Raw genomic sequence first — 13,074 nt, 5'->3', positions numbered from 1 at the left:
GTTTGTCCGTGCGGATCGTCGTTGGTTGCTCGCGCCCACGCGGCGGAGCCGCAGATTGACACAGCCCCGCGCCCCTTACGGGGCGCCCTCCCTCAGGACCTCCTCCAACGTGCCCAGCGCCGCACCGAGTTCCTCGGCCGTGATGGTCAGGGGTGGGGCCAGGCGGATCGTCGAGCCATGGGTGTCCTTGACCAGAATCCCCCGATCCATGAGACGGCGGCTGATCTCGCGGCCCGTGCCGATCGTCGGGTCGATGTCGACGCCCGCCCACAGGCCGCGCGCCCGGAAGTCGAGCACGCCCTTGCCGACCAGGGAAGCCAGGCCTTCCCTCAGGAGTACGCCCAGCTCGGCCGCCCGGTGCTGGAATTCGCCGGTGTGCAGGAGGTCGACGACCGCCGAGCCCACCGCTGCCGCCAGGGGGTTGCCGCCGAAGGTCGAGCCGTGTTCGCCGGGGCGCAGGACGGACAGGACCTCCCGGCGGGCGACGACCGCCGATACGGGGACGATGCCGCCGCCGAGGGCCTTGCCGAGCAGGACGGCGTCGGGGACGACGTCCTCGTGGTCGACGGCCAGCGTGCGGCCCGTGCGGCCGAGACCCGACTGGATCTCGTCGGCGATGAACAGGCAGCCGGCGCGGCGGGTCGCGTCACGGACTCCGCGCAGATAGCCCTCGTCCGGGATGACCACCCCGGCCTCGCCCTGGATCGGCTCGATCAGCACCGCGGCCGTCGTCTCGTCGATCGCCGCCTCGAGCGCCGGGAGGTCGTCGTACGGGACGACCCGGAAGCCGGGGGTGAAGGGGCCGAAACCGGTGCGGGCGAGCGGGTCGGTGGAGAAGCTGACGATGGTCGTCGTACGGCCGTGGAAGTTGTCGGCGGCGACGACGATCGTGGCCTGGTCGGCGGGGACGCCCTTCACCTCGTACGCCCATTTGCGGGCCACCTTGATCGCGCTCTCCACGGCCTCGGCGCCGGTGTTCATCGGCAGCACCATGTCGAGGCCCGTCAGCGCGGCCAGGGACTCGGCGAACTCGGCGAGCCGGTCGTTGTGGAAGGCACGCGAGGTGAGGGTGAGGGTGTCGAGCTGGCGGTGCGCGGCCTCGATCAGCGCCGGGTGGCGGTGGCCGAAGTTGAGGGCGGAGTAGCCGGCCAGCATGTCCAGGTAACGGCGGCCCTCGACGTCCTCGACCCAGCTGCCCTCGGCGCGGGCGACGACCACGGGCAGGGGGTGGTAGTTGTGCGCGAGGACGGGCTCCTCGGCGCGGATGAGGTCGGCCGACGAACGCGTACGGACGGGTGCGGTCATGAGCGGATCTCCTGAGTGACGCACTTGATGCCGCCGCCGGCCTTCTGGAACTCCGAGAGGTCGACGGGGACGGGGACGTAGCCCTGCCGGGCGAGCTGGTCGGCGAGGTCCTTGGCGCGGGGGGAGATGAAGACATGGCGGCCGTCGGAGACCGAGTTCAGGCCGAAGGCCATGGCGTCGTCGCGGGTGGCGATCACCGCGTCCGGATAGAGGCGGGCGAGGACCGCGCGGCTGCCTGGGGAGAACGCCTCAGGGTAGTATGCGATGTTGCCCGCGTGACCGTCGCTCTCGTCGTCCAGGACGAAGAGCGCCGTGTCCAGGTGGTAGAAGCGCGGGTCCACCAGCTGAAGGCTGATCACCGGGACGCCGAAGAACTCCTGCGCCTGGTGATGGGCCTCACGGGTGGTGCGGAAGCCGGTCCCGGCGAGGAGATGGCGGCCGGTAGGAATCAGATCGCCCTCCCCCTCGCACACCGACTCGGACCGGTGCACTTCGTAGCCGGCGTTCTTGAACCAGGCGTCGTACGCGAGGGACTCCGCGCGCCGCTCGGGCGCGTGGAAGAGCGAGCCGAGGACACGGCCGCCGAGGACGAGCGCGCAGTTGGCCGCGAACACCATGTCGGGCAGCGCGGCCACCGGCTCCACGGTCTCCACGGTATGGCCGTGGTCCCGGTAGGCGCGGATCAGTTCCTGCCACTGGTCCTGGGCGAGGTCGACATCCACGGGGGTGTCCGGGTGCATCCAGGGATTGATCGAGTACTGAACGGCGAAGTGTCTGGGTTCGCAGACGAGAAAGCGCCGAAGGCGCGGCACACGGCTGTCGGGCACAGAGGGTCTCTCCGCTTCCTGCGTGTTGGCTGGGATGACACCACGGTAGGAATCGGGGCAGGCGCACGACAAGGAGTGAACGTTGCGTGTTCGCGCAGTAATGCTGCGTGTTCGGCGATCTCAGCGCACGTTCGCTGCGTCCTGTGTCGCGCCCGCCTCCGGCGCCTCCGGTAGCAGGTGCGACAGCACCATGTAACTGATCGTCTTCCGGATGAACGGCTCCGCGCGGATCCGCTCCAGCACCTCCTCGAAGTGCTCCACGTCGACGGCCCGCACATGCAGCAGCGCGTCGGCACCACCGGTCACCGTCATCGCCGCGGTGATCTCCGGATGGTTGCGTACGACCTCCGCGAGCCGCCGGGGCGGCGCCGCGCCCTCGCAGTACACCTCCACGTACGCCTCCGTGCGCCAGCCGAGCGCCGCCGGCTGTACCGTCGCCGTGAACCCGGTGATCACCCCCGTCTCACGCAGCCGGTCCACCCGCCGCTTGACCGCGGTGGCCGAAAGACCGACGGTCGAGCCGATCTCGGCGAAGCTGGTCCTGGCGTTCGCCATGAGCGCCGTGATGATCTTGCGATCGAGCTCGTCGAACGCCGCCGACTTGCTGTTCATGGGGGCACTGTATCCAGCGGCACCCCTCCGTGGACCCCATGTGGAGCGTGCCCGTGTGCAGGCGTACGAATTGCTCCTACACTCCACGTTCATGCTGCGCGCGCTCGCCGTCGATGACGAAAAACCCTCCCTCGAGGAGCTGCTGTACCTGCTGAACGCGGATCCGCGGATCGGCAGCGCCGAGGGCGCGAGCGACGCCACCGAGGCACTGCGCCGCATCAACCGCGCCCTGGAGTCCGGCCCCGACGGGCCCGACGCGATCGACGTCGTCTTCCTCGACATCCACATGGCCGGACTCGACGGCCTCGACCTCGCCCGCCTCCTCACGGGCTTCGCCCGGCCCCCGCTCGTCGTCTTCGTCACCGCGCACGAGGGCTTCGCCGTCCAGGCCTTCGACCTCAAGGCCGTCGACTACGTCCTCAAACCCGTCCGCCGGGAACGCCTCGCCGAGGCGATACGCCGGGCCGCCCAGCTCCGCGACGCGGCCCCGCCGATACCGGTCCACGAACCCGACCCCGACCAGATACCCGTCGAGCTCGGCGGAGTGACCCGCTTCGTCACCGTCGACGACATCACCCATGTCGAGGCCCAGGGCGACTACGCCCGCCTGCACACCTCGCAGGGCAGCCACCTCGTCCGCATCCCGCTCTCCACCCTCGAGGAACGCTGGCGCGCCCGCGGCTTCGTCCGCATCCACCGCCGTCACCTGGTCGCCCTGCGTCACGTCGGTGAGCTCCGCCTCGACGCGGGCACGGTCAGCGTTCTCGTAGGCTCGGTGGAACTCCAGGTCAGCCGTCGACACGCCCGCGAACTGCGCGACCTGCTGATGCGCCGGACCACGGGCTGAGGAGATGGCATGCCCCACGACCCCACCGAACGCCGCGTCGTCGTCACCGGCCCGCCCCGCCGCGCCCGCCGCGGCCCCAGCCACCACCGCCCGCGCACCGAGATCGACGAACAGACCACCCTCGGCCACACCTACGTCCGCTCCCTCATGCGCAGCCAGCTCCGCGCCGCCCTCGCCGTGTTCGCGGTCCTGGTCCTGCTGGTCGCCCCGCTGCCCCTGGTCTTCGCCGCGATGCCGGACGGCGCCGGCCTGGAGTGGGCCGTCCTCGGCTTCGGTATCTATCCGCCGCTGGTCCTCCTCGCCCGCTGGCACGTACGCCGCGCCGAACGCAACGAGCAGGACCTCGTACGGCTCGTCGAGGACCGCTGAGGCGACGGGACCCTGACCTCATGAACGCCGTGAACTCATGAACGAGAACTACGCCGTCCCCGCCGTCGCCCTCGTCGTCGTGGCCACCGTCTTCGTCGGCGCCTTCGGCCTGCGCATATCCCGGACCACCTCCGACTTCTACGTCGCCTCCCGCACCGTCGGCCCCCGCCTCAACGCGGCCGCGATCAGCGGCGAGTACCTGTCCGCCGCCTCGTTCCTGGGCATCGCGGGCCTCGTCCTGGTCCAGGGCCCCGACATGCTCTGGTACCCGGTCGGCTACACGGCCGGCTACCTGGTGCTGTTGCTGTTCGTCGCGGCCCCGCTGCGCCGCTCCGGCGCGTACACCCTGCCGGACTTCGCCGAGGCCCGGCTCGCCTCCAAGACGGTACGACGCCTCGCCGGGGCCTTCGTGGTCGGCGTCGGCTGGCTCTACCTCCTGCCCCAACTCCAGGGCGCCGGGCTGACGTTGAACGTGCTCACCGACGCCCCCGAGTGGGCCGGCGGGGTGATCGTCGCCGTCGTCGTCTCCGCCACGGTCGCCGCCGGCGGCATGCGCAGCATCACCTTCGTCCAGGCTTTCCAGTACTGGCTCAAGCTCACCGCCCTCCTGGTCCCCGCGCTCTTCCTCGTCCTCGCCTGGCAGGGCGACGGCGCCCCGCGCCACGCCTTCGACGAGCCCGCCCGGTTCCGCGAACAGCGTGTCGTCCACGTCGACGAGAGCCTCGACCTCAAACTCGCGAGCCCACTGACCGTCACCGCCTCCGGCACGGTCGACGGCCGCCGCTACGAGGACAGCCGCGTCGACCTGCCCACGGGCACCCACCGCATCGAGCAGGGCACCCGACTGACCTTCACCAAGGGCGACGCCGTCCCCGTCGCCGACCGCGGCAGCAACGGCGGCATGTCCACCTCCCTCGCCGCCGGCCGCGAGGAACGCCCGCTGTACGCCACGTACGGGCTGATCCTCGCCACCTTCCTCGGCACCATGGGCCTGCCCCACGTCGTCGTCCGCTTCTACACCAGCCCGCACGGCGTCGCCGCCCGCCGCACCACGGTCGTCGTCCTCGGCCTGATCGGCGCCTTCTACCTCCTCCCACCGGTCTACGGCGCCCTCAGCAGGCTCTACGCCCCCGACCTCACCCTCACCGGCGACGCCGACGCGGCCGTACTCCTCCTCCCGGACCGCATGATCGGCGGGCTCGGCGGCGACCTCCTTGGCGCACTGGTGGCGGGCGGCGCCTTCGCGGCGTTCCTGTCCACCGCGTCCGGGCTCACGATGGCCGTCGCCGGCGTCCTCACCCAGGACGTACTGCCCTCACGGGGCGTACGGCACTTCCGGCTCGGCACGGTCCTCGCCATGGCCGTACCGCTCGCCGCGAGCGTCCTGGTGGGCGGCCTTCCGGTCGCCGACGCGGTCGGACTCGCCTTCGCCGTGTCCGCCTCCTCCTTCTGCCCCCTCCTCGTCCTCGGCATCTGGTGGCGCCGCCTGACCCCGCCGGGCGCCGCCGCCGGCATGCTGGTCGGCGGCGGCTCGGCGCTCCTCGCGGTCGCCGCGACCATGGCCGGCTTCCCCGACACCGGCGCCCTCCACGCCCTCCTGGCCTGGCCCGCCCTCTGGTCCGTCCCCCTCGGCTTCCTGACGATGACCCTGGTCTCCCTGTCCACCCCGAGCAAGGTCCCGGCAGGCACAGCAGCGATCCTGGCGCGCTTCCACCTGCCGGAGGAACTGGTGGGCGGCCAGTCACGGGCGGCGTCGAAGGAGATCGAACTATGGCGGCGGTGAGCGATGAGCGGTGAGGTCAGCGGCTTCCTCGCGGGGCTCTTCGTAGCCGTGCTCCCGCTGCTCGCGGCAGGATTCTGGCTCGGTCGCCGCACCGCGAGGCCCCGCAGCAGCCTCGGCGGGCTCGGCACGCCCGTCGAGCACGCCACCTTCCAGACCCTGCACACCGCGACGCTCGCCGCACCCCCGCTGCGCGCCGGCCTCACCGAGGAGACGGCCCGCAGGTCCGCCAAGCGGCTGCGCACCCTGCTCGGCACGGACGCGCTGTGCCTCACCGACCACGAGTCGGTCCTCGTCTGGGAGGGCGTGGGGGCGCACCACCGCGCCGAGATCATGGAACGGCTGGCGGGCCCCCTGGAGAGCGGCCGCGGCGAGGCCTTCCGCCTGACCTGCGACATCATCGACTGCCCGGTGCGCTGGGCCGTCGTCGCCCCCCTCACCGTCGACGACCGCGTCCACGGCGCACTCGTCGCCTGCGCGCCCCTGGAGTCCGCCGTCCTCGTACGAGCCGCCGGCGAAGTCGCCCGGTGGGTCTCCGTACAGCTCGAACTCGCCGATCTCGACCAGTCCCGCACCCGTCTGATAGAGGCCGAGATCAAGGCCCTGCGCGCCCAGATCTCCCCGCACTTCATCTTCAACTCACTCGCGGTGATCGCCTCGTTCGTCCGCACCGACCCCGAGCGCGCCCGTGAACTCCTCCTGGAATTCGCCGACTTCACCCGCTACTCGTTCCGCAGGCACGGCGACTTCACCACCCTCGCCGACGAACTCCACGCCATCGACCACTACTTGGCACTCGTACGGGCCCGCTTCGGCGACCGTCTCTCCGTCACCCTCCAGATCGCCCCCGAGGTCCTGCCGGTCACCCTGCCCTTCCTCTGCCTCCAGCCCCTGGTCGAGAACGCCGTCAAACACGGCCTCGAAGGCCGGACCGTGACCGCAGCGGGCAAGAGCCACATCAGCATCACCGCCCAGGACGCGGGCGCCGAGGCGCTCGTCGTCATCGAGGACGACGGCGTCGGCATGGACCCCGCGCTGCTCCGCCGCATCCTGGCCGGCGACGTCAGCCCTTCGGGCGGCATCGGCCTCAGCAACGTCGACGAACGGCTCCGCCAGGTCTACGGCGACGACCACGGCCTCGTCATCGAGACCGCGGTCGGCGCGGGCATGAAGATCACCGCCCGGCTGCCGAAATACCAGCCGGGCGTACACCCGGACGGAGGAATGCCCGGTGTCTGAAGGCCCGGCGTTCGAAGGCCCCGGGCGCGGGCCTCAGGTGCGCGACGCCACCATCCCGAGCGTCAGCAGGCCGAGGACGACCCATCCGAACCACAGCCAGCCGTTGCTGCCGAGCGCCACCGTGTAGGCCGTCACCACGACCAGCCCACCTACGGTGAGCACCCCCATGGCCTTCGTCGAACCGGGCATCGCGACACCCCTTCTCAGGCTTCTTCTCCCTCCATGGTGCCCCCGCTGGCGGAAATGACAGTACAGACGACGTAATGGGCGCCCTTTTTCCAGCCGTCCTCGCTGATCCAGGAGTCGGAGCGGGTGGCGGCGTCCTCGTAGCCGTACTCCTCCGGGGGCACGTTCCTCGCGCAGGCGGCCAGTGCCTTGGTGGTCGCCTGTTCGTAGGTCGTGTCGGCGGGCATCTCGTGGAAGCCGAGGACTTTCTGCCGATGGCGGTCCTGGCACGGGACGAGCCGGGCCTTGGTCTCGGAGATCGGTTCGAGGCAGTCCTGCTTCTGCATGGTGGCCGTATCGACGAACACGGTGCTGCCCACCTGACGGTGGCGCCCGATCGGCCCGTACACCGGCCTGCGCTCGCCCAGCAGCAGACAGGCGACACGGTGCCCCGCTGCGTCGAAGCCGTCGTCGGTCGGGAGCACCGGGTAGGAGCGGATGTCCACGAGATTCCCGCGGTCCTCCTCGGTGAGCTGTTCGCACTGGGCGGCCCCGCCCGCCTCGGCGTCCTCGGCGGAGGACGCCTCGTAGAAGGCCATCACCTGTCCGTCCATCGCGGACCCCGTGCACTCCGGCACCAATCGGAGACGCGGCGTGCCCTCGAACCGGGCGTCGGTCCAGCTGACGTCCACGCAGTCGCCGTCCTTCAGGGGCTCGGCCAGCCCTACGGCCTCCCCGTACGGCAGCGCCTGACCTCCGCTGCCGCCGACGCCGCCACCCGGCAGGTTCCCCATCGCGTACCAGCCACCGCCCACCAGCAGGGTCAGGCCCAGCGCGGTCGCGACGCCGGCGAGCAGGGCCTTGCTGCGGTGAAAACGGTGCCGCCCGGTGGTACCGGCCGTGCCGGTCGTACCGGTGGTTCGTGGGGGAGCGCAGAAGCCCTGGCCGGGGGAGGGGGCCCAGGCGGAGGGGGCCTCCGGCGGATACCACGGCGTCTCGTGGCGCACCCCGGAGCCGATGACCTCGGGCTCCACCGTGTGCGTCCTCTCGCCGGCCCACTGCGGCTGGGAGCCGAGGTCGGGCTCGGTGCGGGGGTGGACCTGGGGCGTCACGATGGCGGAGAGCGCGGCCTCGGTCTCGGCGGCGGTGATCCGGCGCACGGGGTCCTTGGCGAGCATGGCGGCCAGCAGCGACTCCAGGGCTCCCGCGCGCAGCGTCGGCCGCGGTTCCTCCAGGACGACCGCGGTCAGGGCCGCGATCTCCGAGTCCCGGTCGAAGGGCCCGTACCCCTCGACGGCGTAGTACAGCGTGCAGCCCAGCGAGAACAGGTCGGCCGCGGCGGTCGGCGGCCCGCCCTGCGCCCGCTCGGGTGCCAGATATCCGGCGGTGCCGACCAGGACGTGGGTACGGGTGTACCGGGTCTCCTGGGTGTCGGGCTGGACGGAGATGCCGTAGTCGGTGAGCAGGACCCGGGCGTACGGCGACCCGGTGCGGTCGGGCGCGAGCAGGATGTTGGCGGGTTTGACGTCCCGGTGCATGACGCCTCGCTCGTGCCCGGCGGTCAGCGCGTCCAGCACGGCGAGCCCGATGCGGGCGCACTCGGCCGGCGCGAGGGGCCCGCGCTGGGTGACGAGCGCCTTGAGGTCGAGGGCGCCCGGCACGTATTCCATGACGATCCAGGGCAGTTCCTCGTGCTCCAGGACGTCGTGCACGGTGACCACGTTCGGGTGGCCGCGCAGTCCGGCGGCGTGCCGGGCCTCCGCGCGGGCCCGTGCGACCCGGGCCGTGCGGTCCCGCTCCTCCTCGCCGGGACTGCCGAACACGATCTCCTTGAGCGCGACCTCGCAGTCCAACTGCTGGTCGTGCGCGAGCCAGACATGGCCCATGCCGCCGCTGCCCAGCTGGTTCAGCAGGTGGTAGCGGTCGGCGATGACCCGGCCGACTCCCGAATGGGGTGCTCCTGACTGCATCGGTCACTCCCAGGGTTCAGAGCCGCACGGGCTGGGCCGGGTCCTCGACGGGGTCTGCCGGATCGCCTCCGGGATCTCCGGGGTCTCCTCCTGGGTCTCCGGGATCGCCTCCGGGATCTCCCGGGGTCTCGGACGGGGGATCGCTGGACGGTTCGGGATCCGGCGGCGGGGCGACGCTGGTGGGACTGACCTCCGGCGTACTGGGTTCGGGGGGCGGCGGGGGAGGCGGCGCACTCGACTTGGAGGGCGTCTGGGTCGGGGTGGGGGTCGGTTTCGGCGTCGGAGTCGGTGTGGGAGTGGGCGTCGGGCTCGGTGTGGGCTTTTCGGGGCTCGACCTGGTCGCCGACGGTGTGTCGCTGGGCTCCGGCGAGGACTCGGTCCGCGAGGGCGTGTCGCTGGGCTCCGGCGACCCGGTCTCCTCGGGGGTGCCGCCGCCGCCCGGCGACGAGGAGTCCCTCCCCGAGGGACCGGTCGGACCAGGACCCGTACCTGTGCCCGTACCCGTGGGCTCGGGCCCGCTCGGCGTATGCGTGGACCCGCCCTTGTCCTGGTTCCTGTCCTCGGGCCAGTCCACGTTCAGCGCCACGGCCGCACCGAACTCCAACTCGGTGCCCGGTCCTGGCTCCGACCCGGTCACCGGCGCGTCACCCGGCGGCATCTCGTCCCCTGCGACCGTCACCGCGAGGCCCTTGGCGGCCATGGCCTCACTGGCCTGGCTGAACGTCATCCCCTGCACACGCGGCACCGCCTGCCGCTCACGCGTGTCGAACGTCTCGTCGGACTCGCCCGTCGAGCCGACCTCCCGGCTGATGCCCGTGTCGGAGTCCTCGACATCGACGAGCTTGATCTCCTTCAGCTGCTCGGGCGCCGGCTTGACGACGACCAGGGCGGACTCGTCGTAGCCGTCCCACTTCTTGTTGTCGTCGTCGAATTCGACCTTGATGCGCTGGGGGTCCTCGTCGAACGCCCGCAACGGGTTTCCGCAGCTGCACTTCACGGCGGGCAGACCCTGTTCGTCCACCAATACGGCGATGCCCGCCTCCAGCAGCGCGTCGAACGGGACACCCTTGCCCTTCTTGTAGTCGTGATTCTTCACGAGGGTGTCGTGACGCAGAAGAACGGGCGTGAGATCGTCGAGATAATTCCCGATGCCGTCGATTTTCACGCCCGCGATGTCGGCCCATACCTGAGCCTTTTTCTTGTTCTTGGGGTCGTTGAGGAAATCCTCGAGTTTGTCGACGTCGCAGACGTTCGGCTTCCGCGTGCCACCGTAGAGCCCTGGTGTGTTGCCCTGCTGCAGACCGCTGTGCGGCTCCTGGGAGGCGATGCCGGGCTCGTCCCGGCCCAGCCGCTCGCCCTCGTCGAAGAAGGGAGCCAGGGACGGTACGCCCGCGGCCACCGCCTTCACCGCGAAGAACGTCGGAACCGAGTCACCGCATCCGCTGAGGATCACCACCCCCACTACCAGGACGGCGATCCTCCGGGCAGCCGATTTCCCAGCCTTTCGCAAACATGTTCGCAAGCATGCATGAATTGTCATGACCGCTCCCCCTGGCGGTTTTCCCCCGTCGCCCCGCAGAGCGGAAGCAGGGCTCACGCATCATGCTACTGAACGGCAAAGCCTCTCAGTCAAGGAAAAAACAAAAGTGCGGTCGTGTGGCCAAACAAAAGAAATGAGGCCCGAAAAAGAATTGTGGCTCAGTGACTGCGTGCGTTGAGTGAGGCCAGATAGGCGTTGTACGCCTCGAGTTCCTTGTCGCCGTCCCGGTCGGCAGCCCGGTCCTTGCGCCGGGCCTGCCGCTGCTCGGAGCGGTACCACTGGAAAAGCAGCGCGAGCAGCACCAGCACCGAGGGAATCTCGCTGAACGCCCAGGCGATGCCACCGGCCGCGTTCTGGTCGGCGAGCGCGTCGATGCCGAGGGAGGCGGGCGGGTCCTCGTACGTCTTCACCATCGGCGCGGACGCCATCATCAACGCGATACCGAAGAACGCGTGGAACGGCATGCCCGCGAACAGTTCCAGCATCCGCATCAGATGGCCCGGCCGGTGTGGCCCCGGGTCCACGCCCATGATCGGCCAGAAGAAGAACAGTCCGACCGCGAGGAAGTGCAGCATCATCGCGACGTGCCCCGGCTTCGACCCCATCAGGAAGTCGAACAGCGGCGTGAAGTACAGCGCGTACAGGCTCGCGATGAACATCGGGATCGTGAACGCCGGGTGCGTGACGATCCGCATGTACCAGCTGTGCAGCAGCATCAGCAACAGCTCACGCGGCCCCTTACGCCCCTTCCCCGCCACCGGCAACGCCCGCAGCGCCAACGTGATCGGCGCCCCCAGCAACAACATGATCGGCGCCAACATGCTGATCACCATGTGCTGCACCATGTGCACGCTGAACATGACCATGCCGTAGTCGTTCAACCCGGTGCAGGTCACGAGCAGAACGAGCAGCACGCCGACGACGAAGGAGACGGTACGTCCGACGGGCCACTTGTCCCCCCGCCGAACGAGCCGCACGACCCCCCACCCGTACAGGGCCAACCCCAGCAGACAGCCGACAAGGAAGAACGGATCCGCCGACCAGGCAAGTCCTCGCCCCAAGGTGAAGGGCAAGAGATCCATGCCATGCCCGCTGTGATCCATGACGCCGGCTCCTGATTCGTGGGGGGTTGACGCATTGCGTCCCCAGACTAGAACCGCTGCCACTGATCATTACGACCGGGGGCAGGGCAACATGGTCCCGCACGAACTACACGGGGGAGAACAGATGACATACCGGCGCGCAGCCATACCGGTCCTGGTCGGCGCCCTCTCGATGACCGTACTTCTGTGGTGGGCGGGCGCCGGCGCGGAGGCGCTGCGACTGCCCGGCGCCACCAGAGTGCTCGGCATCGACGGCACCGTCGAACTCGGCCGCTGGCTGATCCCTTGGTCGTACGCCCCTCCGACCTCCGTGAACGGCGAGCTGTACGCGACGGCGCTGCAGATCCGGCATGTCGCGGTCCTCGCCTTCTTCATGGCGGGGGCGCTGCTGCTGGTCCGCAGGCCGCCGCCGGTGCGCGGCCGCGTGCCGGCGGCGCTTCTCGCGGTGTGGGCCTGAGGTCTGGTCGCCGGAACGCTGGCGGTGACCGTCTCCGCGCCATGGCTGATCGCCGCGCAGGGACACGGGAGTTACCGCTTCCTGCCGAACCTGGCGAGTTCCTGCCGAACCTGGCGAGCGCGATCTCCGCCGGGCAACAGATCGTGGTCGTGGTGGCCCTGCTCGCGGCGACGGTGACCGTGCTCGTGGCGCGGCTCACCACCCAGGCGACCGAACCGCGGGACCCGGCGCACGTGGACATCCCAGTGCGCGCCGTCCGGCTGGCCGCCTCCCTCGGGACCGCGGTGATCGCACTGTCGCTGGTGGCCCTCTCGTACCGGCGGGTCGCCGCCGCCATCCAGACGGCCCCTCTGGGCACGGCCTGTTCGCCGAACCGGGCGACCTCCTGGGCCAGTGGCTGCTGCTCGGCGCCTGGGCGGGCCCGACGGGCGCCCCGTCCGGGGAGTGGCTCCTGTACCGCGTCGCCGATGTACTGCTGCTCGCCGTGGTGTGGTGGGCCCTGCGGCGGCTGCTCGGGCTGCTCACCCGGGTCACGGTCCCGGCGATGGCGGTAGGCGCTGTGTGCGCGACCGTTCTCGGACTGCTGGCGAGTCAGCTGGTGCGGATGGCCCTGGACGGCTGGAACCTGCCCCTGGGCCTGCTGCGTCTGTCCACGGGCCTGGGCGCCGGAGTCCCGGCCGCCCTGACCTGGGGCTTGGTGGCGGGAGCTGCTGCCGCTGTGATCCTGCGGGTGGCCGCGGGCCGAGGGGAGACCACCGACGCCACAGCCTCAGTCAAGGACGCCGCCCGGTCCTGAGCGGGTCTGGCGAAGTCGACTGCGGTTCGGCAGCGCCCCAAAGGGGTGCGGAGAACTGCGCGAC

At 70.6% G+C, this 13,074-nt stretch carries 11 protein-coding genes and 1 pseudogene; 5 read left to right on the top strand and 7 right to left on the bottom strand.

Annotation, left to right across the window (positions count from 1 at the left end; genetic code table 11):
* Positions 1-75 precede the first annotated feature (75 nt).
* The 3 genes from rocD to CES90_RS13420 all read right to left on the bottom strand — a co-directional run bounded on the left by rocD (position 76) and on the right by CES90_RS13420 (position 2,744).
* Positions 76-1,305: an ornithine--oxo-acid transaminase gene (gene rocD / locus CES90_RS13430; protein WP_229914054.1), complete on the bottom strand. Its 1,230-nt coding sequence runs from the start codon at positions 1,303-1,305 to the stop codon at positions 76-78.
* Positions 1,302-2,132 (bottom strand): dimethylargininase, encoded by an 831-nt coding sequence (gene ddaH, locus CES90_RS13425; RefSeq protein WP_189784993.1) that lies wholly within the window; start codon positions 2,130-2,132, stop codon positions 1,302-1,304. Before ddaH ends, rocD begins: the two co-directional genes overlap by 4 nt.
* A gap of 120 nt (positions 2,133-2,252) precedes the next feature.
* Positions 2,253-2,744, bottom strand: a complete 492-nt coding sequence (locus CES90_RS13420; RefSeq protein ID WP_189784992.1) for an Lrp/AsnC family transcriptional regulator — start codon at positions 2,742-2,744, stop codon at positions 2,253-2,255.
* A 91-nt stretch (positions 2,745-2,835) separates the two neighbouring features.
* Here CES90_RS13420 and CES90_RS13415 point away from each other — a divergent pair, with 91 nt between their 5' ends.
* From CES90_RS13415 to CES90_RS13400, 4 genes are read left to right on the top strand one after another with little or no spacing between them, the layout of a single operon-like run.
* Entirely contained in the window at positions 2,836-3,591 is a 756-nt protein-coding gene (locus CES90_RS13415) for a LytR/AlgR family response regulator transcription factor (RefSeq protein ID WP_189784991.1), read from the top strand.
* 9 nt (positions 3,592-3,600) lie between these two features.
* A complete protein-coding gene (locus CES90_RS13410; protein WP_189784990.1) occupies positions 3,601-3,960 on the top strand; it encodes a hypothetical protein in 360 nt (119 codons plus the stop codon).
* 37 nt (positions 3,961-3,997) lie between these two features.
* Positions 3,998-5,743: a sodium/solute symporter gene (locus tag CES90_RS13405; protein ID WP_189784989.1), complete on the top strand. Its 1,746-nt coding sequence runs from the start codon at positions 3,998-4,000 to the stop codon at positions 5,741-5,743.
* Positions 5,744-5,746: 3 nt separating this feature from the next.
* Positions 5,747-6,979, top strand: a complete 1,233-nt coding sequence (locus CES90_RS13400) for a sensor histidine kinase (RefSeq protein ID WP_189784988.1) — start codon at positions 5,747-5,749, stop codon at positions 6,977-6,979.
* Between the two features lie 33 nt (positions 6,980-7,012).
* Here the strand turns inward: CES90_RS13400 and CES90_RS13395 are convergent, their stop codons facing one another.
* The 4 genes from CES90_RS13395 to CES90_RS13380 form a co-directional block, all read right to left on the bottom strand.
* On the bottom strand, positions 7,013-7,168 hold the full coding sequence (locus CES90_RS13395; protein ID WP_189784987.1) for a hypothetical protein: 156 nt from the start codon (positions 7,166-7,168) through the stop codon (positions 7,013-7,015).
* A gap of 14 nt (positions 7,169-7,182) precedes the next feature.
* Positions 7,183-9,114 carry a serine/threonine-protein kinase gene (locus tag CES90_RS13390; protein ID WP_189784986.1) on the bottom strand — a complete coding sequence of 644 codons (1,932 nt, stop codon included), beginning with the start codon at positions 9,112-9,114 and terminating at the stop codon, positions 7,183-7,185.
* 16 nt (positions 9,115-9,130) lie between these two features.
* Positions 9,131-10,570, bottom strand: coding sequence for a PASTA domain-containing protein (locus CES90_RS13385; RefSeq protein ID WP_232791319.1), 1,440 nt, complete (start codon positions 10,568-10,570; stop codon positions 9,131-9,133).
* Positions 10,571-10,812: 242 nt separating this feature from the next.
* A complete protein-coding gene (locus tag CES90_RS13380; RefSeq protein ID WP_189784984.1) occupies positions 10,813-11,757 on the bottom strand; it encodes a cytochrome c oxidase assembly protein in 945 nt (314 codons plus the stop codon).
* Positions 11,758-11,881: 124 nt separating this feature from the next.
* Here CES90_RS13380 and CES90_RS51955 point away from each other — a divergent pair.
* Positions 11,882-13,010: pseudogene (locus tag CES90_RS51955) on the top strand (hypothetical protein).
* Positions 13,011-13,074: the final 64 nt, after the last annotated feature.

This window comes from Streptomyces capitiformicae (assembly GCF_002214185.1).
In the GTDB taxonomy this organism is placed as follows: domain Bacteria; phylum Actinomycetota; class Actinomycetes; order Streptomycetales; family Streptomycetaceae; genus Streptomyces; species Streptomyces capitiformicae.
The sequence above is the reverse complement of the archived record's forward strand: the minus strand, read 5'-3'. Positions and strand labels throughout refer to the sequence as shown.